This is a genomic window from Winogradskyella rapida (assembly GCF_042675845.1).
In the GTDB taxonomy this organism is placed as follows: domain Bacteria; phylum Bacteroidota; class Bacteroidia; order Flavobacteriales; family Flavobacteriaceae; genus Winogradskyella; species Winogradskyella rapida.
Map to the genome: position 1 here is coordinate 1432089 of NZ_JBHTKM010000063.1, position 24634 is coordinate 1456722.

Below are 24634 nucleotides of genomic sequence, written 5' to 3' on the forward strand. Positions count from 1 at the left end.
CGTTTTAAAAGCAATAAACGGCTTAGCTAAAACCAGATAATAAGTGAATTAGCGTTTCCATTAACCGGAATCACCTTATAAATTATTTGGGCGTTACCTACTTTTTTGAGTAACAATTTCTTATAAATTGCAACATATAAGTACAAAAAAGTAGGTCGCGCTTTCACGGCTCGCTCTCTGCGAGGAGCTCAAACAAACCGTTCAATCGCTAACGCAAGGCTAGGCTTTAAAACATAGACTATGGTTAAAAACATCCTAAACGGCTTAAAAGCTTACGCAAATAGTTTCACATTAATTTCAGAATTAAAACTCTGGAAATTCTTTTTTATCCCCATTATAATAAGCATTATAACCGCAGCCCTTATTGGGATTTCGGCCTATGGGTTTTCAGATAATGTTGGGGGCTTTATAGCAAAAATATGGTTTTGGGACTGGGGAAAAGAAACCTTCACTTCCATTGCAACAGTTATTGGTGCCATTGCCGTTTTAGCCATTGGTTTAATTTTATACAAACACATTATTATGGCCCTTTCTGCGCCATTTATGAGTCCGGTTTCAGAAAAAATTGAAGCCCACCTCACAGGAGTAGAAAACCACAGCCATAGAAACACCACATTTCAAGGCCAATTATGGCGCGGTATTCGTATAAATATTAGAAACTTAGGAAAAGAACTTTTATTCACGATCCCATTATTACTACTGAAGTTTATACCTATTGTCAATATATTTTCTACCATTTTATTGTTTTCATTACAAGCCTACTATGCGGGTTTTGGTAATATGGATTACACTTTAGAACGCCACTTTAAATACCGAGAAAGTATACAGTTTATTAGAAAAAATAAAGGCGTTGCCATTGGTAACGGTATTGTATTTATGCTCTTTTTATTAATTCCTGTAGTGGGTGTCATTTTAGTTTTACCTCTCAGTGTTACGGCAGCTTCTATAAGCACGGTTAACCTTTTAAAAAACGAAAGCTCAACCACAAATACACTTAAAAATGCAATTTGACGGTTTCGAATTTAATCCAATCCATAATGGAGAGGCATGGAAAATCTGTGATTTCTGACCTGACCTAGCAGGTTTTAAAAACCTAGCAGGTCTTGATCAAGCTTACAACACACAAGACTAAATCCCTAATAAACTAGAATTACTAAATTAAACGTTCAAATAACAAAATAGTACTTTACACTTAATATTTAGCCACCAAATGAGTACACTCAAACCTGACCTAGCAGGTTTTTAAAACCTAGCAGGTCTTGTTCACGCTCACAACACAAGACTAAATCCGTAATAAAATGGAATTACTAAAAAAAGACAATTACTATCATATTTACAATCGTGAAATCAATAGTGAAACTGTATTTCAAGACGCCAATAATATGTCTTATTTTCTCAAGCTTGTTGAGAAATACCTCATTCCAAAAGTTAATATCCTAGCTTACTGTCTACTCAATAATCATTTTCATTTTGCTATAGAAGTTACGGCAGACACTAAAGACGTTAATCAAGCATTTTCTAATTTATTTAATGCCTATACCAAAGCTTACAACAAGCAGAATTCTAGAACAGGGGCCTTATTTGAAAGACCATTTAAAAAGAAAACAGGTTAAAGATGAAAATTATTTAAAACAACTCATTTTATATATACATAGAAATCCAGAAAATCATAATATTGTTGAAGATTTTAAATCTTATGAGTTTTCCTCTTTTAAATTATACAGTACTGAAAACACTACATTAATTAGTGAGAAGAAATCTTATAGTATTGGGCTTTTTGATGACTTGAAAAACTTCAATATAACACATAACAAAAATACAACGGACGCACTACATATGGAATACGATGATTCTAGACCTGCTGGGTTTGAAAAACCCGCGAGGTCTTCAATGAAGGACAAATTCTTCAACTACATACATCAGCTACAAGACAGTATAACCTCAAAACTTGAAGCAGTAGATGGCAAAGCCAAGTTTCAAGAAGATATTTGGGAACGCCCAGAAGGTGGTGGCGGACGAACACGCGTTATAGAAAACGGTAACGTTTTTGAAAAAGGGGGCGTCAATATCTCTGGTGTTCACGGCAAATTACCAGACTCTATGCAAAAATACTTTGGTGTAGAAGACGCCGATTTCTTTGCTTGTGGACTAAGCTTAGTCTTACACCCAACAAACCCAATGGTACCAACCGTTCATGCGAATTGGCGTTATTTTGAAATGTATGATAAGGACGGTAATATTGTAGACCAGTGGTTTGGTGGCGGACAAGACCTAACGCCTTATTATTTGTTTGAAGACGATGCCAAACACTTCCATCAAACCTGTAAAACGGCTTGCGATAAACATAATCCAGAATTCTACCCAAAATACAAAGCCCGTTGCGATGAGTATTTTTATAACGCACACCGAAATGAAGGCCGTGGCTTAGGTGGTTTATTCTTTGATTACTGCAAAGCTACTGCTGAGATGAGCATGCAAAACTGGTACGATTTTGTCACCGAAGTTGGTGATAGTTTCTTAGAAGCTTATGTACCTATAGTTGAAAAACGAAAAGCCTTAGATTACAGCAAAGCACAACGCGATTGGCAAGAAATAAGAAGAGGTCGTTATGTTGAATTTAATCTCGTACATGATAAAGGCACCTTATTCGGATTAAAAACCAACGGTCGTATTGAAAGTATCCTAATGAGCTTACCACCACATGTGCAATGGGTGTACGACCACCATCCAGAAGCAGGAAGCGAAGAAGAGAAACTAATTAAAGTGTTACAAAACCCTGTAGATTGGGTATAATTAGACCTTCAGACCTAGACCTAGACCTTGCAGGTTTTAAAAACCTAGCAGGTCTCACAATCTCGCACACGACAAAGGCACCTTATCTAGATTAGATTAAAAACCAAGAGACGTATTGAACGTATCCTAATAAGCTTACCCACACAAGTGCAACGGATTTACAGCCAGAAGCAGGAAGCGAAGAAGAAAAACGAATTAAAGTATTACAAAACCCTGTAGATCAGACACAACCTAAAACAGACCAGATCTAGCAGGTTTTAAAAACCTAGCAGGTCTCACAATCTCGAACACGACAATCGCACCTCATTTAGATTAGATTAAAAACCAAGAGATGTATTGAACGTATCCTAATAAGCATACCCATACAAGTGCAACGGATTTACAGCCAGAAGCTGGAAGCGAAGAAGAAAAAAGAATTAAGGTATTACAAAAACCTGTAGATCAGATATAACTTAAACAGACCAGACCTAGACCTTGCAGGTTTTAAAAACCTAGCAGGTCTAAGTTCTGAGTATAAACGAACAACCATGAATTGCTACTGCGGAACGACCAAAACCTACCAAGACTGCTGTGAAGTTTTCCATCGTAACAACGGAAAAACAGACACTGCCGAACAACTTATGCGTTCTAGATATTCCGCTTTTGTTCTTGCCGATGGCGATTATTTAATGGCCACACATCACCAATCCACACGACCAATAAAAGAGAAAAAAGCCATTGTAAAATGGGCCAAATCGGTGCAATGGATTAAACTGGAAATCTTAGACACTTCAAAAGGCACCAAAAACGATATTGAAGGCACCGTCACCTTTAACGCTTATTTCTTTGAAAACGGAAAAGTAGATGTCATCCATGAAAAATCGGCTTTTGTAAAAGAGGATGGGCAGTGGTTTTACTTAGGCTTGAGTCGATAGCAAAAACCTCAAAACTGACCTAGCAGGTTTTAAAAACCTTGCAGGTCTAACTTATCACTTCCAAACCAGAACCTCTTTAGTCACGTCCTTAAACGCATTATACACATGAAACAATCGTGCTTTTAAAAGCAGTTTTCGGCCTTCAACGCTTCGTGTAAACACCAATTTGTTTTTCCCTAAATAATGTTTCCAGTGCTTTTGAAACACTAAGGCATTGCCTTTTTTATCACCAAATAACTCCGGAACCGGATAAAAATTTTCAACATCAAAACGCTTTCTAAAGAAGCTGGTTTTTATGATTAAATATCGTGGTGAATCCACAGGTTCTATAAGTTCACTTAAGGCTTTTGCGAATAAGGAATTTTCAAGCGCATTGGCACCAACCAAATTACACACCACATCACCTTTTCCTAAGACATAAGAATTCACGTTTATACTAGCTCTACCCGAAGTGATATAGCCTAAATCATCTAAGGTATCGAGAATGGCTAATCCCATTTTTCCAATCTTTTTATAGAGGTAACCATGACGCAAGTATAATTTTACCGCTTTGTAAAGTTTATAGCCAAAAACACCAACAGAGGCGGCTAAAAGCGCATATATAAAATAGAAAACACCACGCTGTAAGATGAGATGAAAACTTTGAGCTACAAACTCAACATAAAAGAGCAACATGGTAAATAGCAATTCCACCACAAAAAACCGAAGCACATCAAAATAATAGATTTGCTGTTGGCGTTTATAAGGGCGTTTGCCTTGATGTAGAATCTTAACTTCCTTGGTTAATTTAGTACCTTTCCCAATGGCATTATTCCATTTTTCGGTAATTAAAATCCGTTTGGTGGCCACTTCTAATGTAGATTCATTTAAAGTATCAATAGAGTCCACAGGAATCTCATCAGGAATATTTAAACGTTCAAAACCATTTGAAATAAACGGAATGGTACTGTTGGTGACACCCACAAAAGCTTCGAAACGTCGTTTTAAGGTATCCACCTCTTTACCACCATCTAAAACCGTGGGGTCCACACAGGCCAAATGCCAAATATTTCCTGTTTTTTTTGGTGCATTGGCATCTTTCCGAATCGCGCGACCTCGCATTTGATTAGACGACACAAACGAGCCTATGAATGAGGCCAGAATTAAACTGTTAATGGAGGGTGCGTCCCAACCTTCACCTAATAACGATTTTGTGCCGATAAGAACTCTGATATAACCTGCTTCAAAAAGTTGGGTGAGAATGCTTACAATAGAATTTTTCGATTTTCCTTTTGGTGTGACCAACACAAAAGATTCATCGATTTGTAAGGGCGAAAATGAAAAATTATCTAAAGTTTTAATCACCTCAAAATGCCTTAAAATAGAGTGATGAATAATAACGATACTTCCTGAAAGCACTGCTAAATCTTCAGGTTTTTCGCAATACTGCCTTATGTATTGAAAAATAGGAAGCACGCCAATTTTATCGATATGTTCTATTTCAGCGTCTTTAACCGTTAAGAATTCCTTCCGAATATAATCTGTAAGAATCACACATCTTAAATCGCGTTTTAAACTCTTACGTTCGGCATTTACAATACTTACGATGCTTTTTAATTTACTCGGACTGTTTGAAAGGGATTTATAAAGCCGTTGTTCCCCTATAAAATCGACTGAATTTCGTTCAAAAACATGAAGTCGTCTGAGGCGTTTTTCTAAAGCAGCAACGTAGTCTTCCTGTTCAATTAATTGTTCTCTATCACTAACTAGAATGTGCTGAAATAAAATGCCCAACCAATGTAAATCGAGTTCAGGAAACTGAATCAGTTCTTGCTTATCAAAGCCTAAAACTTCTAATTTGTGATGGTCAATTTCAAAACCACAAGCGTATAAAAAGATAAGAATAGCCGAAAAATATTCGGTATTCGCATAAAGTTCGTCTAAATGCCAATTCGGGTTTTTATAAAAACGGTGTTCTATTAAAAAATTAATGAAGGTTTCATCCTTTACTATTTCGTCTTTAAAATCGGCAATATCGCGTCTAAAATCAACAATAAAATTTATCTCTAAATCCTCAGGTTTTGAGAAGTATACGAAATCTTGATGCGGACTTAAATCGCCTTCACGTACCAAATCCGGAACCGCAATTTCATCATCTACCTCGCCACAAAGCGTAAAATATTTAGACACCTCTGCTCTACTGCTATCATAAGGAGGTGTTGCTGTGAGCGCCACAATGTAAAATTCAGAATTCTGTTTTAAATCCATTAAGCATTTCCACCAGGCATTTTTTAAGTGATGCGCTTCATCCAAAACTAAGGTTTCAATGTGATGGGTTTTAAAGAATTGGTAGTAGTCGTTTTTGTCTTCAAACGTCTTATAAAAGGCATGTAACGATTGATAAGTAGAAAATGTAATGTCGCTCGGCGCTTTTAAATCGAAAGAAAAAGCTTCAAAATGGGCCTCTTTCGTAAAAAAAGACTGCAATCTGCTTTCCCATTGGTTTCTAATGGTCAATGTGGGCGCCAACACCAATGTTTTCTTTCCTAGCTTCCTAACAATCTCTAATCCTAAAATGGTTTTTCCTGAACCAGGTGGTGCAATCACGTGAAAATGGTTGTCTGCAATATGGCTATTAAAATGCTTTAAAAGTTCAGCCTGATAGCTGCGCCAAGGAAAAATAAATTCTAAATCATCTAGGGATTTGAGCACTCAGAAATGGGTTTAAATCGTTAACTTTGTATTTCATAAAAGTAATCATAATCCTCATACATAAAAACCTGTCAGGTTTTAGATACTGAATTAACTTCAGCACAACGCCTAACAAGTCTAAAACACATCATCATGTTTCCATTACGAAGAAATAGAAGACTAAGAACTAACGCGGCTATTAGAAGTTTAGTTAGAGAAAACTACATTACACCAAATGATTTTTTAGTACCACTTTTTGTGGTTGAAGGCAAGGGCGTAAAAGATGAAATTCCATCTATGCCCAACTATTTTAGGTACAGTTTAGATTTACTTGAAAATGAAGTGAAAGAATTATGGAGCTTAGGTTTAAAAGCAGTGTTACTCTTTGTAAAAGTTCCGGATAATTTAAAAGATAATAAAGGAACAGAAGCATTAAACCCAGATGGACTGATGCAACGTGCTATTAAAACGGTAAAAAATGCTTGTCCGGATATGATAGTAATGACGGATGTTGCGCTAGACCCTTATTCTTCCGTTGGCCACGATGGTATTGTACAAAACGGGATGATTATTAATGACGAATCGGCCGAAGTACTTGCAAAAATGGCCTTAACACACGCTCAAGCGGGTTCTGATTTTGTAGCGCCTAGCGATATGAATGATGGAAGAACGTTACAAATGCGTCAATTATTAGAACAAGAAGGCTTTAAAAACACAGGTATTATGGCTTATACCGCCAAATATGCGTCTTCGTTTTATGGCCCTTTTCGCGATGCTCTTGATTCTGCACCTGTGGATTTAGTTGATGTCCCAAAAGACAAAAAAACCTACCAAATGGATTTTGGTAACCGAATTGAAGCCGTTAGAGAAACTTTAATAGATATTGAAGAAGGTGCCGATATTGTAATGGTTAAACCAGGGCTTTCTTATCTCGATATTTTAAGAGACATTAAAAATGAAGTCGATGTGCCTGTGGCCGTGTATCAAGTCTCTGGTGAATACGCCATGATTAAAGCAGCTGCAGAAAAAGGCTGGTTAAATCACGATCAGGTTATGCTAGAAACCACGATGGCTTTTAAGCGTGCTGGTGCCGATATTATTACTTCTTATTTTGCTAAGGATGTGGTTAAAATCTTAAACGACTAGTCAATACACTACGAATTAGTGGTTTACAATACATACTTTTTCATTATATTTGGTTATGAATCGTTTGAATAAGACTCAAAACAATTTCGAAACCAAAAATGGACAGTATTGATCAAAAAATTATAGAAATGCTTCGTGTCAATGCGCGCGAAGCATTTTCTACATTAGGAAAAGCGGTAGATTTATCGGCTCCGGCGGTTGGAAAACGCGTAAAACAGCTGGAAAAAAATGGCATTATTGAAGGCTATTCTTTACGCCTTAACCATGATAAATTAGGCGTCAGCGTTAGAGCGTATATCAATTTAAAAATTCACCAATCGAGCACCATAAGAACAGCCTACAACCAAATTAAACCCATTAAGGAAGTAGAACGTTGCGACCGAATTACCGGTGAAGACAGCTTGTGTATTTTAGGCTTTTTCAAGGATAACAAAGCCCTAATTACCTTTTTAGAACGGATTTCGCAATACGGCGTTCCGAATACTAGCATAATTTTAGAAACTTAAGCATGTTATGACCGCTATTAGAAAAACACTATTAATTGTCCTGATCTTAAGTTTATGTTTTAGCTGTAAAGAACAGCCTAAATCAGAAATTCAAAACCTTACTTCTACAGCAAACTCTAGTGAAAAGGAGGATAAAAACCACAAAACAGATCCATTAGCAGACTATCCTTTTAAGACCATTCATTCTAACATAAACCTCACTTATCAAGACTCTTTAGAGTTGCTACAGCTATGGCGAAAAGACGCTTTTACCGTCTTAGACACGGTAAATACAGCGCTTTCAAACCTAGAACTTCAGCAATTGTTATCGGCTAGTACTGATGGCATTAAAGGCATTTCTGTGGGTCGGGTCTATGCCTCTCCAGATCATAAATTTAAAATTTTTGTGGGTCGTGGTGAGTCTTGGGGAGCGTATTGCAACCCGTATTGGATTTCAAAAATTTTACGTACTAAGGACTCCCCACTCTATAACCTACAGTTTAAAGATGTGGAAACTATAGCGGTGATGCCCGATGGGAAATATCTTGTTCTAGAAAGTAGTTTTGGTAGGCCGGCATCCGTTTATTCTGAAACTACTAAATCAGCAACCTTAATAGCCTTTGAAGATTCTGGTATAGACTACCAACGCTTCCATTATAAATACCCGAAATATGGGGACATTCAGAGTGACAGCCTTTACAATCCTACCGGAAAACTCGTCTTGTCTCAAGAACATTTTATTACCAACAAACAGGATCTAACCTATGACCCAAAATCTCAAAGACTGAGGTACCAGTATGCCACAGATTTTTCCTATTGTTGTCAGATTGATTCGGTCTATGCTTACAAAGGTGCATTTGAATATAAAAATGGAACATTTATCCATATCAAAGAACAAAAGCAATACATCAAAGTAGATTAAAACACGCTAAATCGTTTCATTTTAGATTCTGAATTTCAAAACCGCATTCTGCCTAAGAAGTAAAAGACCTTAGCCTTTTTTTACATTAAGTTTCCCCTATTTTAATTTCTTAAATCCCAATTAGAAAGACGGCGAAACATGAAGGCTATTTCTGATAAGCAAAAATTAGGCGACTATTCCACATTCATTTTGTAACTTAGCCATAACTAAAATTTTTATCTATTAATGGGCCTACTCATTTTTTACGCTATTATATCTGTTTTTTTCTCCTTTCTATGTTCTGTTTTAGAAGCTGTGCTGTTAAGCTTAACGCCTACTTTTATCAATATTAAAAAGAAAGAAGGCAAAGCCTATGCGGTGACTTTAGAAGACTTAAAGCAAGACGTAGACCGTCCGTTAATTGCCATTCTTACCTTAAATACGATTGCTCATACTGTTGGAGCTATTTTAGTAGGGGTACAAGCAAAAGTCGCTTATGCCGAACTTTACGGATCAACGCAAAGAAGCATTCTAGGTATTAATCTTACAGAAGATGTTATGGTCGGATTAGTCTCTACCGTAATGACCATTCTTATTTTAGTGGCTTCGGAAATTATTCCGAAAACCATTGGTGCGACCTACTGGAAACAATTAGCTAATTTTACAGCGAAAGCGCTTAACGTCTTAATTTTCCCTTTAAAATATACGGGTATTTTATGGCTTTTACAGCTCACTACAAAACTTATTGGAGGTAAAGGTCACGGAAGTGTACTTAACCGAGAAAGCTTTGCTGCAATGGCAGAAATCGCTCATGAAGAAGGTGTTTTTGAGGAAAACGAAAGTAAAATTATAAAAAACCTACTCACCTTTAAGGAAGTTTTTGCGAAGGATGTGATGACCCCAAGAACGGTCATGAAAACCGTAAATGAAAACATGACGGTAGCACAATTCTTCGAAGAAAACATGAACCTGAGGTTTAGCCGAATTCCTATTTTTTCTGAAGATGCAGATAACATTCAAGGTTTGGTCTTAAAAGATGAAGTTTTTAAAGAAATGGCTTTAGATCATGGCTCTGTAAAGCTTTCAGAACTGAAAAGAAATATTATCGTTATTGAACGAAATCTTCCTATTCCTAAATTGTTTGAAAAATTAGTTGAAAGCCGTAACCATATGGCTTTAGTGGTTGACGAATACGGTTCTGTAAGTGGTATTGTTACTATGGAAGATGTTATTGAAACCCTTCTTGGACTTGAAATTATGGACGAAAGTGATAACGTTTCAGATTTACAATCCTTAGCACGAAAAAGCTGGGAATCTAGAGCGAAAAAATTAGGTATTCTTGAAGAAATCCCGACTACAGATACGGATCCGAAAGACCTGTAATGGCTTTTTGCTATATTAATTCGCCCTTAGGCATCACCAAAATTGTTGGGGACAGCGACGGAATCTCTGAAGTCCGCGTATTAAATTCAGACGTACAAACCTCAGCAATTATACCCTTAGAGCTTCAAGACTGTGTAACCCAATTAGAAGCCTATTTTAATGGCGAACGTAAAGAATTTCAGCTTAAATTAAATCCTAAAGGAACCGTCTTTCAGAAAAAAGTATGGGCCTTACTTCAAAATATACCTGCAGGTAAAACCCTGTCTTACCTAGAACTTTCAAAACAATTAGGCGACCCTAAAGCCATTAGAGCTGTAGCCAATGCCAACGGAAAAAATCCACTTTGGATTATCATTCCCTGCCATAGAGTTATTGGAAGCGACGGAAGTTTAACGGGCTATGCCGGTGGCCTGTACCGCAAACAATGGCTACTGAACCACGAAAACCCCAATAAACAACAATCCTTATTTTAGGCATTTATAACACTATTTTCGGCCTTTACACCAATTCCTTTTCTAAGCATTAGACCGCTAGCCGTGCTAAAATCCACACCCTTAGTATTGAAAACCAAAATATAATTGCTATTTTTAGTCTAAGCCTTTCGAGATCTAAAACCAATTTTAGATTTAAAAGGCCTCATCATCTGCCCACTAACTAACTACTATTGTTAATGAAATACATAAAGAACACGTTTAAAATTCTAGGCCTACTCCTTATACTGCTCGTCGCTACTTTATACATTACAGACACCGATTACCTCCTTAAAGCCGTACGCACCATTTATATGAATGGGCATAAAACGGCCTATTTAGAAGATTATCAAAAATTTGATAACCAAAATATAGCAGCGCCTTCAAACGTACAGCCTTGGCCAAAACATCAGGATTATAACATCGCTACAGAAACGAAAACCCTTACCGCGCTCCACGAGTCCTCTGGAAGTATCGCTTATGTTATTATAAAAAATGACAGCGTTTGGTTTGAAAACTATTACGATGGTTTTACTGAAGATTCTAAATCCAATAGTTTTTCAATGGCCAAGAGTTATGTGTCAGGATTAATGCAAAAAGCCGTTCAAGATGGCTATATAAAAAGTTTAGACCAACCGGTTTGCGATTTCCTTCCTGAATTTTGCGAAGGCCTTGCTGCAAAAATGACGGTTGGCGATTTGTCTAGTATGAGTTCTGGAACCAATTGGGATGAGGCCTACTATTCGCCATTATCTATAACCACACGCGCTTATTTTGATGATGATTTAGCCAAAGTTATTAATGGCTTAGAAATGGAAACTGAACCTGGACAGAGTTTTAAATATGCTAGTGGCGATACGCAAATGCTCGCTATGGTTATTGAAAAAGCCAGTGGCAAAAAACTCTATGACTATTTTGAAGAAAGCTTTTGGAAACCTTTAGGCTCAGAAAACGAAACCCTATGGCAAGTAGATAGTGACGATCACGATTTAGTAAAAGCCTATTGCTGTATTGCCAGTAACGCTAAAGATTTTGCACGTTACGGTAAACTTTTTAAAAACCACGGCAAGTGGAACGGAAAACAAATCCTAGACTCTACGTTTGTCGCCAAATCGGTAAAACCTCGTTTTGAAAATGGAAAAATGTACGGATACGGTTGGTGGTTAGCCGAACGTAATAATAAATCTATTTTTTATATGCGTGGTCATTTAGGGCAATACGTTATTGTAATTCCTGAAGATGATGTCATTATAGTAAGACTTGGACATACCGTTGCAAAAGCAAAAGGCGATGCCCACTCACCCGATTTTTACACCTTTATAGATGAAGCTTATGCCATGATGAATCCCTAAAGACCTAAGCTTTGGTTTAGAGGTTTATAGAAGGACTTAAATTACCGCTTATGATCAGTAAACTCAATCTTGAAAACATTCTATTTTTAGATATAGAAACCGTACCAGAGACCGCACATTATTCGGATTTAGACCCTACCAAACAAGCCCTTTGGGATGCTAAATCGCGCTACCAGCGCAAAGAAGAATACAGTGCTGAAGAATTCTATGACCGGGCCGGTATATGGGCAGAGTTTGGTAAAATTGTTTGTATTTCTGTAGGCTATATTAAAATGGAGGACGAGGTCAGGCAATTTAGAGTTACCTCCTTTTATGGAGATGAAGTAAAAATCTTAAACGATTTTAAGACCTTATTAAATACCCATTACCAAGAGCAAAAGTATTTACTTTGCGCCCATAATGGTAAGGAATTCGATTTTCCCTATATCGCTAGACGTATGATTATTCATCATATTGAATTGCCTAATAAACTCGATCTCTTTGGTAAAAAGCCATGGGAAGTTCCGCACTTAGACACTTTAGAGCTATGGAAGTTTGGCGATTACAAAACCTATACCTCCTTAAAATTACTCACCAATGTTTTAGGCATCCCATCACCAAAGGATGATATTGATGGCAGTGAAGTTTACGACGTTTATTATAAAACGAAAGAAATAGAGCGTATTGTAGTTTACTGTGAAAAAGATACCATTGCAGTAGCCCAAATATTTCTCAGATTACGTGGCGATCAATTGCTTCAGGAACACGAAATTATTCACGTATAAAAAAAGTCCAAATTTAAAATTTGGACTTTTCACCTTTAACTAATTTATTAAGATATTACTGCTTAACAAATCTCTTTACTTTGGTTTTTTCACCAATGTTTAATTGTAATATATAGACACCGTTATCAAACTTAGAAACATCAATCTTAGAGGTATATCTACCTTTAGCAACGGTCTGTCCTAGCATATTATGAATTTCGTAGGTTTGTGCTTCAAAACCGGCCAATTCTATATGGAGTATGTCATTTACTGGATTGGGATGTAATTTAAAAAATTGGTTTGGATTATCAGCTATACTTACTGAAGAAATATCAAAATTAGCATTCCCACTTCCTAAGCAAAAATTTGTGGTTTCAGAACTCGTAAAAGAGCCACCAGACGCTAAAACGACTCCAGAATCGGTATTGGTTAAGGTATAAGAACCATTACCATAAGAACAGCAAATACCATCGCCATACGCATCAGTAATTATAAAATCGTAACAGCCTATTTCTAAACAACCCATATCTATATTTATAGTAGAACCATCAGCTTGACTGCCATAAGTTCCTCCAGAGGCTACTGTAGATCCGGATGCATCAACAAGACTCCAAGCCGTTTCTTCTGGGTAATTATCAAACGTTAAGGCTAAAGAAACCTCAGCACAGGTTGCTCCAGAGCCTGCTTCAGTTAATAAATTAACAGCATCTACCGCCATATCGCCTTGCCAAGTGGTCCCTGTAACCCCATTAAATCGTAATTGAATGGTCTGCCCAACATAAGCGGATAGGTCTACACTAGCAGACAACCAAGAGTTTCCTTGATTTCCAGAAGCACTCCAAACGCTGCTCCAAGAGGCTCCATCATCAAGACTTAATTCTAAGGCTAAACTTCCCATTTCAGAAGCACCATACATATGATATTTAAATGCGAAAGTCGCTTGAGTCTCTGCACTTAAATCAAAACAAGGTGAGTTTAAAATAGCACGCTTCGTGGCATAATTAGGAGATGATGCTTCCATGTAAATATAATAGCTTCCTGTATCGGCACTAGAAGGACCGGTATTACTAGAGGCTGTACTTCCACTTTGAAGGGCCCAATTAAAATCGTCACTTGTACTCTGAGACCATGCGCCTAAAGTATTTTCAAAACTTTCTGAATACGGAAAAGTTGCAATTCCATTAGTACAAGCTGTACCAGAAGCAGGCTCAGTAACTATTATTGTTCTTGTTAGTTCAGTGGCCGCATTGCCAGCCGCATCACTCACATTATAATATTTTGTATAAGTTCCGGCTGTATTAGTATTCACCGTACCTGTAACTACAATGCTCGCGGTTAAATCACCGTCACGATCGTCGGTTGCCGTAGCTCCCAATTCGTTATAAGTATCTCCAACTTCTAAGTCTATAGACGAAGCGCCTATTAAACTCAACACCGGAGCAGTTGTATCTGCTGCACTTCCCGAGAGGTTAACCGTATAATCTTCAACTTCACCATAAGTAAAGGACTCACAAGCTGTTGGTACCGCATTATAACTCATAGAAACACGTAGTCTTGTGGCTCCGGAGTAGGTTCCTGAAGGCACCGTAAACGTACCACTAACCGGAGTGGTTTGCGTGGCCGATTGTGACCAAACTTGTTCTCCTGAATCTGAAAAATCACCATCGTGGTTATAATCAATCCATACGGCATAGCCTTCAGCATAAGAAGTACCTGTCCAAGTTGGTGTTACGGTAATGGTATAAGTTTCACCTTCAGTTAAATCTGTAGACACATTGGTAAAGTCTGAATAAAATTGGGCTGAAGACGCATTATCAATACTTCCTAATTGCACTCGACTTATAAATTCATCATTAACATTACTACTGCTAGAGGCACAATAATTAAGTTGTACCTCTGTGGTGGTAAAGTTTACAAGACTAGAATACGCCGAGCTTGTATTATCATCACAAAGACTTTTCACTTGCGCCTCATACGTCGTTTCTGGCGATAATGCTGAAATTGAAGTAGACGTTGAAGCCACCGTTGAAGTCACCCATGACGATGTTCCCACTTCGCGATATCTTAACTCATAAGTCGCTCCTGGTACAGCATCCCAAGATATGCTTGCTGAATTAGAACCAAAACCATCTACAGAAAGTCCTGTTGGTGTGGTGGCATTACAAACTATTGGCGCACTAGACAAACCGGTAACAATTAAAGAGAAATTCTGACTTCCTCCTGTAAGGCTACCTTTATGACTCACTGTTATGGTATAGGTACCCGAAGCATTAGCCACCTCTACACGTTCGTAAGGATCTTTTGTATTATCTCCTGTTCCATTAGTCGTCACTCCTGTTAATCGCCATGGCGAATAGCTAGTACCGCCTTTAGCAACTCTAATATCTAAGTCATTAACTAAAACGGCTGTATTGCTATTGGCGGTCGTTGTGGCTGTCCCAGCTCTATCGGTCCATGAAATTGAAGCGTATAAGTCGTTTATCCCATCTGCATCTACAGTAATTTGGTAAGTTTGACCATTACTTAAGGTTAATTCTTCAATTTTTGAAGCACCTCCATTAGCAGACAGAGCTTCCGCAGCACGTTTTGTATTCATAAGTCCCCAACCATAAATAGCATCGGGTCCATTAGATCCGGCATCATCTGCAGTGTGTAAGGCCAATCCTTTTAAAGTCGCTGCTCTTAAATAACTTCCTTGGAGGTTTTGAGCATGCTCTTGTAATAACAATAAAGAACCCGCCACATTAGGTGATGCCATTGAGGTTCCAGTAATACTGTTGTACGCCGTATCACTAGATTCGTAAGTAGAATAAACAGAGGTTCCATTTCCAGTAATATCTGGTTTAATTCTATAATCGTCTGTAGGACCTTCACTACTACTGCTATTTATGGTAACACTAATTAAATTTCCGTTGGCATCAATATTAGCATCGTTAGCATTGGCCACAACGATATTATTTTTTGCCGTGGCATGTCCCGACAATTTATCATAAGACGAATTCCCATCTAAAGGAGCGCTATTTGCTGAGTTATCGGCTCCATCATTTCCTGCTGCTACCACCATTAAATAGTAAGGCGCATTAAACATAATCTCATCCCAATCTCTAGAATCGGTGATATAACCACCAAAATAATAACTTGGTAATTGGGCTTGTCCGGCAGAATTTCTTGCAGCATAACCATAAGAGTGGTTAGAAATTAACATCCCATTAGCTGCGGCTGTTGTAGCTTCAGAGGTATCACTATTCCAATCATAACCTACCGCTTTGGCTTTTGGTGCCATTCCTTTTGCATTAGCCACAACACCAGACGCTATGATTGTTCCGGTAACATGAGCCGAGTGATAATGTAAGGTAGAAGTGCCATCGCCGATTGAAAAGCGATTATTACCCCCTGCACCATCGTATTCTTGATGCGAACTTCGAGCTAAACCTCCATCCCAAACGTGGGCCGTCATATTAAGACCGTCTAAACTTAAGCCTAGCGATCCTCCAGAATTTAAATGATCTGCTCTAGTCGATTTTGCCGCGGCCACATTAAAGGTGCGGTAATAAATAGGACGCCCTTCAGAAGATACTTTTTGAAGTTCCATATAAGTGCCCTCTTTTTCGATTACTAATGGCCAACCATTAGTCATGGCCATTTGCTGTGCTACGGCTTTTTCCACTTTAGTTTTAGACTCAAACTGTTTGGATAAATCCTGAAGCGCTTCAAGATTATAACGGCTTATAATCTGTTCTTTCTGAGCTTTTGTTTGTGCAGATGTCGGAAGAACGACCAACATGACTAAAATTACACAAAAAGCAATAAAGTAATTGTTTTTCATAAAAATTGATAATTTTATAGGGTTAAAATTGCTTTAATTCTCTTAAAACTATTAAAATATTGTTAAGAAGAACAAAAATAAATGGGCGTTTTCGATGAAAAACAGCCATAATTTGAAGTTTACGGTTTTACCACAGCAGTATTGAAGAAAATAACTACATTTACTTATGGAGAATACACATTTACTTCAGGTTGAAGCTTTAAATATTTCATTTTATAAAGAGCAGGTTGAAAAGCAAATTATTAACAACAGCTCCTTTTATATTAATGAAAATGAAATTGTTGCCGTTGTCGGCGAGTCAGGATCAGGAAAATCGATTACCTCTTTAGCCCTTATGGGATTACTCCCAAAGGCGATCTCTAAAATTACCTCGGGTAAGATTATTTTTGAAGGTCGGGATCTCGTGAACCTCCCTGAAAATGCTTTTCAACAGATACGTGGTAAAGACATTGCCATGATTTTTCAAGAACCTATGAGTTCTTTAAATCCGTCTATGCGTTGCGGGCAGCAAGTTGAAGAAATCTTAAAGCAACATACAAATTTATCATCATCCGATTTAAAAACGGAAGTTCTTCAACTATTTGATAAGGTAAAGTTGCCCAATCCATCACGACTCTACAAAGCTTATCCTCATGAAATTTCTGGCGGACAAAAACAGCGTGTAATGATTGCTATGGCCATCGCTTGTAAGCCTAAATTACTCATTGCCGATGAACCAACAACAGCTTTGGATGTTACCGTACAAAAAGAAATATTAGAATTACTGAAAAGCATACAAACGGAAACTAAAATGAGTATTCTATTCATTTCTCATGATTTATCTTTAGTTTCAGAATTAGCAGATCGGGTTTTGGTGATGTATAAAGGTGATATTGTAGAACAAGGTCGCACTCATACTATTTTTACAGCAGCAAAACATAACTATACAAAGGCTTTAATTGGCGCACGACCATCTACCGAGGTACGCTTAGAACAACTTCCTACCATTTCAGATTTTATGCATCAAAAGGTAGCGACACGCATCGTGTCTTCTGAAGAACGGGCGGAACATCATAAAACCCTATACCAACAGTCCCCGTTATTGGAGGTGATCGATGTTACAAAAACCTATCTTTCAAAGGCCGGATGGTTTTCTAAAGCTGAACCTTTTAATGCCGTAGATGGGGTGAGTTTTAAAGTTTACCCTGGGGAGACTTTAGGTTTGGTTGGCGAATCGGGTTGCGGGAAATCGACTTTAGGGAATGCCATTTTACAATTAGATAAGGCGAGTTCTGGGCAAATACGTTATAAAGGCCAAGATATTACCCAATTGAGCACTTCGGAAATGCGCCGAATGCGAAAAGACATTCAGATCATTTTTCAAGATCCTTTTGCATCCTTAAACCCAAGACTTACCGTAGGAAATGCAATTTTAGAACCCATGAAGGTTCACGGTATTGGCCGTTCTTCTAAAGACCGAAAAGAAAAAGTTTTAAGCTTATTAGAAAAAGTAGGGCTTGATGCTGATGCTTTTGACCGTTATCCGCATGAATTCTCTGGAGGACAACGTCAGCGTGTGGGAATTGCAAGAACGATTGCCTTAGAACCTCAGCTTATTATTTGTGACGAATCGGTATCTGCTTTAGACATATCGGTTCAAGCTCAGGTTTTAAACCTCTTAAATACTTTAAAAACGCAATTTGGATTTACCTATATCTTTATTTCGCACGATTTAGCCGTTGTCAAATATATGGCCGATCAGTTATTGGTTATGAATAAAGGTAAAATTGAAGAAATTGGAGATGCAGATGAGATTTATGCTGCTCCGAAAAAAGCTTATACTAAAAAGTTAATTCATGCTATTCCTAAAGGTTTATAGCATGAATACTTTTTTAGTTAATTTAAATACTTTTGAGACGAACTCGAAAGTGTTTTCCATTAATGAAAAATCTTGACTTTCCATTAAAGTAGGTTCTGGTAGATTTGATGTAGGTTTCATAAGCGGTATTTCAATATAGGTTTGGGGCAAAAAGGAAATCTAGTTTATGACACTTAGTAGGATTTAATTTAATCTGTTTAGGTACTGCAATATGACACATTTTTTCAATAAGTCAGTCTAAATACATTATAAATCGACAAAAAGCACAAAATTTTAACATTTATAGAAAATTGCTTAAATTTTAGATCTAAAAAAAGCCGCTAAAATTAGCAGCCTTTATACTTTATTCTTTTCGTTCTACAGTTGCATTTCAGGAATATCACCGTCTACAATTAAGGTTCCTTCCGTAGCCGCTTGGATGGCTTCAACAGAAACCCCTGGAGCGCGCTCTAACAATTGAAATCCCTTAGGCGTCACTTCTAAAACGGCCATATTAGTCACAATAGTTTTAACACAACCCACACCTGTTAATGGCAAGGAGCAAGACTTTAATAATTTAGATGCCCCTGCTCTGTTAGTGTGCATCATGGCTACAATAATATTTTCGGCACTGGCCACTAAATCCATGGCGCCCCCCATACCTTTAACCATTTTACCTGGAATTTTCCAATTGGCAATATCGCCTTGTTCTGAGACTTCCATAGCGCCAAGAATGGTTAAGTCTACATGTTGACCTCTAATCATTGCAAAACTGGTTGCAGAATCGAAAAAGGAAGCTCCTGGTAAGGTGGTAATAGTTTGCTTTCCGGCATTAATGATATCTGCATCTTCTTCCCCTTCAAACGGAAAAGGTCCCATACCAAGTACGCCATTTTCGCTTTGAAATTCTACTTCAATATCATCTCTCACAAAATTTGCAACGAGTGTAGGAATACCAATTCCTAAGTTTACGTAATACCCGTCTTTAACTTCTTTTGCTATACGCTTTGCGATTCCGTTTTTGTCTAACATATTATTGAGTCTTTCCCGCCAAGGCAGGCGTCTATTTTATTACTATTACAACTTTATACGTCGCTCTTCGTTTAGAGCTTATACCCCTTTTAAACCTCTGGTTTTGGTCTTACGGTGCGTTGTTCTATACGCTTTTCATAATTGGTTCCTTGAAAAATACGTTGTACAAATATTCCTGGAATATGAATTTGATTAGGATCTAAGCTGCCCACAGGAACTAATTCTTCCACCTCCACAACGGTAACTTTAGCCGCACCACACATATTAGGATTAAAATTTCTGGCGGTACCTTTAAAGATAAGATTTCCGGCCGCATCACCTTTCCATGCTTTGATAAAGGCAAAATCTGCCTTAAATGCATGTTCTAAGACATACATTTTACCGTCAAATTCTCGTACTTCTTTACCTTCGGCAACTTCTGTTCCGTAACCTGCAGGTGTAAATATTGCTGGAAATCCGGCTTGTGAAGCTCTACAACGTTCGGCTAAGGTGCCTTGTGGAATTAATTCAACATCTAATTCTCCCGATAACATTTGGCGTTCAAACTCATCGTTTTCGCCAACATAAGAAGAGATCATTTTTTTGATCTGTTTCTGTTGTAACAACAAGCCCAAACCAAAATCATCCACCCCTGCATTATTAGAGATACAGGTTAGACCTTTTACATTTAGTTTTACAAGTTGAGCAATGGCATTTTCTGGAATCCCAGAAAGGCCAAAGCCACCAAACATAAAAGTCATATCATCACGGACCCCATTTAAGGCTTCAGAAATAGTGTCTACTTTTTTATTAATCATCAGTACAAATTTTTGCTTCTGAAAAATACAAAAATCAGCCTCAAATTAATAATTAAAACTATAAAAAATGGGTGTAGCGCTTAAACGTCTAGAAATCAAAATCGACCTCATCGTCTGAATTATCATCACCAACGAGATCCCCTTCATCTACAGCTTCACAATCAATATTGATAGAAAGATCTACAGGTTTTTCGAAATCTGCAGTAGAAACATTTAAGGTTTCATCGGCATAACAGGCTTTCATATAAAGTCCCCAAATAGGAAGCGCCATAGAAGCACCTTGTCCGTAAGTAATACTTCTAAAGTGTGCTGCTCTATCTTCTGCACCAACCCAAACTCCAGTCACTAAATTAGGCACCATTCCCATAAACCAACCATCACTTTGATTTTGGGTTGTTCCCGTTTTTCCTGCAATTGGATTGGTAAGTTTATAAGGATAACCCGTCATCACCTCTTTATACATTGCCGTATTCTTTAAGTAATCAGAATCATGTCTTAAACGTCTACCAGAACCTGCTTGGGTAACCCCTTCCATAAGATTCACAGTGACATAAGCGACTTCTTCACTCAAAACATCTTTACTTTCAGGAGCAAATTGGTATAATATGGTTCCGTTCTTATCTTCAATACGCGTGACCATAACCGGCTTGTTATACACCCCTTTATTTGCAAAGGTAGAATAAGCAGCTACCATTTCGTAAACGCTAATATCTGCAGTTCCTAGAGCAATTGCCGGAACAGGTAAAATGTCTTGCTCTACCCCTAATTTCTTAGCCATCTCAACAACAGGCTGAGGCCCAATTTCATTCATAAGCCTTGCTGTAACCGTATTGGTAGAACTTGCTAAAGCGTCTTTAAGGGTTTGTTCTCCTGAATAGTTACCATCAGAGTTTTTTGTAGTCCAAGGTTCTGGATTTCCAAATTTATTAGCAGCAATGGTAATTTGTGTTCTTGGAAAGTAATCACAAGGGGATAATTGTAGCTGATCTATAGCGGTCGCATAAACAAAAGGTTTAAAGGTAGATCCTACCTGACGTTTACCTTGCTTCACCATATCGTACTGAAAATGCTTGTAATTCATACCTCCAACCCACGCTTTTACGTGTCCTGTAAGTGGATCCATAGACATCATACCTGGACGTAAAAAGGATTTATAATAACGCATAGAATCGATAGGTTTCATAATGGTATCTACTTCACTAGCTTCACCATTAACCCATTTAAACACACGCATTTCTGTAGGCTCATGGAAAGATGCACGGATTTCCTTTTCAGATTTCCCTTGATTTCTTAAAATTCTCCAACGCTCTCCACGTCTCATGGCATCGTTCAATAATTTATCGACCTCAGATTTACTCAAGTCTAAAAACGGTGCTGTTTTATTTCGTTCGGGTGTGTTTTGATTATCAAATTCAGCTTGTAACCTTGGCATATGTTGCCCAACGGCCTCTTCAGCATATTTTTGCATACGCGAGTCAATAGTCGTATAAATTTTAAGACCATCGGTATACAAATCATATTTACTCCCATCAGGTTTTCTATTGGCTTCATCTTTAGCCCAATCTTTCATAAAACCTCTTAGGTATTCTCTAAAGTAAGTGGCTATCCCTTCACGGTGCGATTCTGGCGAATAATTAAGATCTAACTCGGTTTCTTGAAGTGAATCTTTTACATCTTCAGATAGCCTTTCGTATTTGGCCATTTGTGCCAATACCACGTTTCTTCGATTTCGTGTTCCTACAGGATTTTTATGAGAACGTGGATTGTAGAGTGAAGGATTCTTTAACATCCCAACGATCATTGCAGATTCCTTAATATCTAGGTCCTTAGGTTCTTTGGCAAAATAAATTCGCGCCGCACTACGGATCCCATCGGCATTGTTATTAAAATCTACAATATTAAGATACTGAGCTATAATTTCTTCTTTGGTGTACTGACGTTCTAAACGGATGGCAATAATCCATTCTCTTACTTTTTGAGACAAACGTTCTATGATATTTCTAGAGACTTGTTTGGTAAACAGGTTTTTAGCTAATTGCTGCGAAATGGTACTGGCACCACCACCTTTACCAAGTTTAAAAATAGCACGAAGCGTACCACGCGCATCAATACCCGAGTGGTCAAAATAACGGACATCTTCTGTAGAAATCAGCGCATCTACAATATTTTTTGGTAAATCTTCAAAACCCACAGGGGTTCTGTTATCGTTGAAATAGAACTTCCCTAAAGTTTTATCATCTGAAGAGATAATTTCTGTTGCCAGATTCGTTTCAGGATTTTCTAATTTGGTATGGTCGGGCATTTCACCAAGTGCGCCCCATGATGCGAATAAAAATAATAGTACTACTGAGGCAATTCCACTTAAAAATAGAATCCAAAACCAACGTACATATTTTGAAAAATCTTCTGTTCCTTTAGGAGATTTTACTGTTTTCTTTTTTGCCATATTTACTCTTTTTGAGCTTTTTCTACTCTAAAACCTATATCTGTAATTCCCTTTAAACGCTCTACACCATTAACTGTACCATTTTTTCTCATGGCATGCTGAATATTCACCGTGTAGTTGCCTTCTTCGTTAAATTTGAAAGGTGTTTTATACCCTCTAAACCAAAGTTTATTTTCTTTTACATCTGAAAATCCGGTACCTAAAAGTTCACCGTTAGGCGCCGCCATTTTATACTCTAAGGTATCTGCTACGGTTTTACCATGCGGATAATTGAGCTCTACAATTAAGAACAAATTACTAAACTTATAAGCATCCGTATTTCTAAGATTTACAAAAAGATTGTAATTGTTAGTGGTATCTGGAGCCGTAAACTCAAAACGCGCTATAGAATCTTTGTGCCATTCTTTAGGCACCGATTTATAGGTATCAAACACCGCATTAGAGTCGCAACTCACACTAAAAAAACAACAAAGGACGATAAGAATTAGGCCACTAATTTTTCTTAGCATTTGGCTTTGACTTTGCATTAGAATTTTGATTACGGTTTCGGTTACGAGATTTGTTTTTATTGTTATTTCGGTTATTCCTATTGTTTTTACGTTTCTTTTTCGATTTTGGATTATCGAAACGTGTTAAACTATCTTGACCTACAACGTTCTCAAATTCCGTTTTAGTGTCTTGAATATGGTCAACCGCATACATTTCTAAACTCGCAACTTTCTCTCTTTTCTTATTTTTCTCTATAATTTCATTGGCTTGTTGCGTAGTAATGATATGCCAATTCATCCATTCACCTTCATAAGCATACCACATTAAGCCTTTAAAAATATCGGTTTTCTGGCATACGGCAGTTCCTTTCTCCGTGTACAGCTTCACATCATTTTTAGGAAAAGCCTTAAGCGCATCTAAATAGGCGTCTAACTCGTAATTAAGACAACATTTTAGTTTCCCACATTGTCCTGCTAATTTTAAAGGATTTAAGGATAATTGTTGATAACGTGCCGCAGACGTGCTTACCGATCTAAAATCGGTTAACCATGTAGAACAGCACAGTTCTCTACCACAAGAACCAATACCACCAAGCCTTGCGGCTTCTTGTCTAAAACCAACTTGTTTCATTTCTATACGCGTTCTAAACTCACGTGCAAAAACCTTGATTAGTTCTCTAAAATCGACGCGTTCTTCTGCTGTATAATAAAATGTTGCCTTACTTGCATCTCCCTGAAATTCGATATCAGAGATTTTCATTTTAAGGTTAAGATCTATAGCAAACTGGCGGGCCTTTACTTTCATAGGCTCCTCACGATCTCTCGCTTCAGACCAAATATCAATATCTTTTTGGCTAGCTTTTCGGTATATTTTTAGAACGTTTTCAGAGTCGTCAATTCTCACTTTCTTACGTTTCATTTGTATGCGTACCAACTCCCCAGTTAGGGTGACCATACCAATATCATGTCCCGATTTTGCTTGGGTGGCCACGATATCGCCAATGCTTAATGTAAGATTTTCTGTATTTTTATAATATTGTTTTCTGCCGTTTTTAAAACGCACCTCAACCCCAATAAAAGGCTGTTGTCCGTTAGGAAGTGACATATTAGCTAACCAATCAAAAACCGTCAATTTATTGCAGCTATCCGTGCCACAAGTTCCGTTGTTTTTGCATCCTTTTGGTTGGCCATCTTTACCAGTTGAGCAACTGTTACAAGCCATAAAATTTATATATTAAATCTAATCTCAATACGATTAGATAGCGGATTCGTAAATAATTAATGAGTAAAGATAAGATTATTTCCTGAGTTAACTAAAGTCTCCTTTGTTAATGCTCAACGAGAGGGCTTT

The 24634-nt window shown here is 37.6% G+C and carries 19 protein-coding genes; 12 read left to right on the top strand and 7 right to left on the bottom strand.

Annotated features, from left to right (window positions below; all coding sequences use genetic code 11):
* Positions 1-240: 240 nt before the first annotated feature.
* From ACFQ13_RS13490 to ACFQ13_RS13505, 4 genes are all read left to right on the top strand, one after another.
* Positions 241-1011, top strand: coding sequence for an EI24 domain-containing protein (locus ACFQ13_RS13490; protein ID WP_386118212.1), 771 nt, complete (start codon positions 241-243; stop codon positions 1009-1011).
* A 287-nt stretch (positions 1012-1298) separates the two neighbouring features.
* A complete protein-coding gene (locus tag ACFQ13_RS13495) occupies positions 1299-1613 on the top strand; it encodes a transposase (RefSeq protein ID WP_386118213.1) in 315 nt (104 codons plus the stop codon).
* A 277-nt stretch (positions 1614-1890) separates the two neighbouring features.
* Positions 1891-2793 carry an oxygen-dependent coproporphyrinogen oxidase gene (gene hemF / locus ACFQ13_RS13500; protein WP_386119458.1) on the top strand — a complete coding sequence of 301 codons (903 nt, stop codon included), beginning with the start codon at positions 1891-1893 and terminating at the stop codon, positions 2791-2793.
* 527 nt (positions 2794-3320) lie between these two features.
* Complete coding sequence (locus tag ACFQ13_RS13505; protein WP_386118215.1) at positions 3321-3707, top strand: YchJ family protein; 387 nt, start codon at positions 3321-3323, stop codon at positions 3705-3707.
* Positions 3708-3761: 54 nt separating this feature from the next.
* Here ACFQ13_RS13505 and ACFQ13_RS13510 read toward each other — a convergent pair whose 3' ends face one another.
* Complete coding sequence (locus ACFQ13_RS13510) at positions 3762-6398, bottom strand: DEAD/DEAH box helicase family protein (protein WP_386118216.1); 2637 nt, start codon at positions 6396-6398, stop codon at positions 3762-3764.
* Positions 6399-6530: 132 nt separating this feature from the next.
* Between ACFQ13_RS13510 and hemB the strand changes: the two genes are divergently transcribed.
* The 7 genes from hemB (at position 6531) to ACFQ13_RS13545 (ending at position 12878) form a co-directional block, all read left to right on the top strand.
* On the top strand, positions 6531-7523 hold the full coding sequence (hemB, locus tag ACFQ13_RS13515; RefSeq protein WP_386118217.1) for a porphobilinogen synthase: 993 nt from the start codon (positions 6531-6533) through the stop codon (positions 7521-7523).
* 98 nt (positions 7524-7621) lie between these two features.
* A complete protein-coding gene (locus tag ACFQ13_RS13520; RefSeq protein ID WP_386118218.1) occupies positions 7622-8029 on the top strand; it encodes an Lrp/AsnC family transcriptional regulator in 408 nt (135 codons plus the stop codon).
* Between the two features lie 7 nt (positions 8030-8036).
* On the top strand, positions 8037-8930 hold the full coding sequence (locus tag ACFQ13_RS13525; protein ID WP_386118220.1) for a hypothetical protein: 894 nt from the start codon (positions 8037-8039) through the stop codon (positions 8928-8930).
* Between the two features lie 225 nt (positions 8931-9155).
* A complete protein-coding gene (locus ACFQ13_RS13530; RefSeq protein WP_114308018.1) occupies positions 9156-10292 on the top strand; it encodes a CNNM domain-containing protein in 1137 nt (378 codons plus the stop codon).
* Positions 10292-10765: a methylated-DNA--[protein]-cysteine S-methyltransferase gene (locus ACFQ13_RS13535; protein WP_386118222.1), complete on the top strand. Its 474-nt coding sequence runs from the start codon at positions 10292-10294 to the stop codon at positions 10763-10765. Before ACFQ13_RS13530 ends, ACFQ13_RS13535 begins: the two co-directional genes overlap by 1 nt.
* A gap of 197 nt (positions 10766-10962) precedes the next feature.
* Positions 10963-12114: a serine hydrolase domain-containing protein gene (locus ACFQ13_RS13540; protein ID WP_386118224.1), complete on the top strand. Its 1152-nt coding sequence runs from the start codon at positions 10963-10965 to the stop codon at positions 12112-12114.
* Positions 12115-12164: 50 nt separating this feature from the next.
* Complete coding sequence (locus ACFQ13_RS13545) at positions 12165-12878, top strand: 3'-5' exonuclease (protein WP_386118227.1); 714 nt, start codon at positions 12165-12167, stop codon at positions 12876-12878.
* A 55-nt stretch (positions 12879-12933) separates the two neighbouring features.
* Here the strand turns inward: ACFQ13_RS13545 and ACFQ13_RS13550 are convergent, their stop codons facing one another.
* On the bottom strand, positions 12934-16683 hold the full coding sequence (locus tag ACFQ13_RS13550) for a S8 family serine peptidase (protein WP_386118230.1): 3750 nt from the start codon (positions 16681-16683) through the stop codon (positions 12934-12936).
* Positions 16684-16849: 166 nt separating this feature from the next.
* On the opposite strand from ACFQ13_RS13550, the gene ACFQ13_RS13555 reads away from it, so the two are divergent.
* On the top strand, positions 16850-18541 hold the full coding sequence (locus tag ACFQ13_RS13555) for an ABC transporter ATP-binding protein (protein ID WP_386118232.1): 1692 nt from the start codon (positions 16850-16852) through the stop codon (positions 18539-18541).
* Between the two features lie 357 nt (positions 18542-18898).
* Here ACFQ13_RS13555 and ACFQ13_RS13560 read toward each other — a convergent pair whose 3' ends face one another.
* The 5 genes from ACFQ13_RS13560 to ACFQ13_RS13580 all read right to left on the bottom strand — a co-directional run bounded on the left by ACFQ13_RS13560 (position 18899) and on the right by ACFQ13_RS13580 (position 24505).
* Positions 18899-19552, bottom strand: coding sequence for a CoA transferase subunit B (locus ACFQ13_RS13560; protein ID WP_386118235.1), 654 nt, complete (start codon positions 19550-19552; stop codon positions 18899-18901).
* Positions 19553-19641: 89 nt separating this feature from the next.
* Positions 19642-20349, bottom strand: coding sequence for a CoA transferase subunit A (locus ACFQ13_RS13565; protein ID WP_386118238.1), 708 nt, complete (start codon positions 20347-20349; stop codon positions 19642-19644).
* Positions 20350-20437: 88 nt separating this feature from the next.
* Positions 20438-22795, bottom strand: a complete 2358-nt coding sequence (locus tag ACFQ13_RS13570) for a penicillin-binding protein 1A (RefSeq protein ID WP_386118240.1) — start codon at positions 22793-22795, stop codon at positions 20438-20440.
* A 2-nt stretch (positions 22796-22797) separates the two neighbouring features.
* Positions 22798-23304, bottom strand: a complete 507-nt coding sequence (locus ACFQ13_RS13575) for a gliding motility lipoprotein GldH (protein ID WP_386118241.1) — start codon at positions 23302-23304, stop codon at positions 22798-22800.
* Positions 23288-24505: a PSP1 domain-containing protein gene (locus tag ACFQ13_RS13580; protein WP_114308028.1), complete on the bottom strand. Its 1218-nt coding sequence runs from the start codon at positions 24503-24505 to the stop codon at positions 23288-23290. The genes ACFQ13_RS13575 and ACFQ13_RS13580 overlap by 17 nt, the downstream gene beginning before the upstream one ends.
* Between the last annotated feature and the right edge of the window lie 129 nt (positions 24506-24634).

Excerpts from the sequence above, each read along its gene's own strand:
- ACFQ13_RS13570 (WP_386118240.1), bottom strand. The coding sequence starts at position 22,795 with ATGGCAAAAAAGAAAACAGTAAAATCTCCTAAAGGAACAGAAGATTTT.
- hemF (WP_386119458.1), top strand. The coding sequence starts at position 1,891 with ATGAAGGACAAATTCTTCAACTACATACATCAGCTACAAGACAGTATA.
- ACFQ13_RS13540 (WP_386118224.1), top strand. The coding sequence starts at position 10,963 with ATGAAATACATAAAGAACACGTTTAAAATTCTAGGCCTACTCCTTATA.
- ACFQ13_RS13530 (WP_114308018.1), top strand. The coding sequence starts at position 9,156 with ATGGGCCTACTCATTTTTTACGCTATTATATCTGTTTTTTTCTCCTTT.
- ACFQ13_RS13535 (WP_386118222.1), top strand. The coding sequence starts at position 10,292 with ATGGCTTTTTGCTATATTAATTCGCCCTTAGGCATCACCAAAATTGTT.
- ACFQ13_RS13525 (WP_386118220.1), top strand. The coding sequence starts at position 8,037 with ATGACCGCTATTAGAAAAACACTATTAATTGTCCTGATCTTAAGTTTA.
- ACFQ13_RS13550 (WP_386118230.1), bottom strand. The coding sequence starts at position 16,683 with ATGAAAAACAATTACTTTATTGCTTTTTGTGTAATTTTAGTCATGTTG.
- ACFQ13_RS13555 (WP_386118232.1), top strand. The coding sequence starts at position 16,850 with ATGGAGAATACACATTTACTTCAGGTTGAAGCTTTAAATATTTCATTT.
- ACFQ13_RS13580 (WP_114308028.1), bottom strand. The coding sequence starts at position 24,505 with ATGGCTTGTAACAGTTGCTCAACTGGTAAAGATGGCCAACCAAAAGGA.
- ACFQ13_RS13565 (WP_386118238.1), bottom strand. The coding sequence starts at position 20,349 with ATGATTAATAAAAAAGTAGACACTATTTCTGAAGCCTTAAATGGGGTC.
- ACFQ13_RS13520 (WP_386118218.1), top strand. The coding sequence starts at position 7,622 with ATGGACAGTATTGATCAAAAAATTATAGAAATGCTTCGTGTCAATGCG.
- ACFQ13_RS13490 (WP_386118212.1), top strand. The coding sequence starts at position 241 with ATGGTTAAAAACATCCTAAACGGCTTAAAAGCTTACGCAAATAGTTTC.
- ACFQ13_RS13495 (WP_386118213.1), top strand. The coding sequence starts at position 1,299 with ATGGAATTACTAAAAAAAGACAATTACTATCATATTTACAATCGTGAA.
- hemB (WP_386118217.1), top strand. The coding sequence starts at position 6,531 with ATGTTTCCATTACGAAGAAATAGAAGACTAAGAACTAACGCGGCTATT.
- ACFQ13_RS13575 (WP_386118241.1), bottom strand. The coding sequence starts at position 23,304 with ATGCTAAGAAAAATTAGTGGCCTAATTCTTATCGTCCTTTGTTGTTTT.
- ACFQ13_RS13505 (WP_386118215.1), top strand. The coding sequence starts at position 3,321 with ATGAATTGCTACTGCGGAACGACCAAAACCTACCAAGACTGCTGTGAA.
- ACFQ13_RS13545 (WP_386118227.1), top strand. The coding sequence starts at position 12,165 with ATGATCAGTAAACTCAATCTTGAAAACATTCTATTTTTAGATATAGAA.
- ACFQ13_RS13560 (WP_386118235.1), bottom strand. The coding sequence starts at position 19,552 with ATGTTAGACAAAAACGGAATCGCAAAGCGTATAGCAAAAGAAGTTAAA.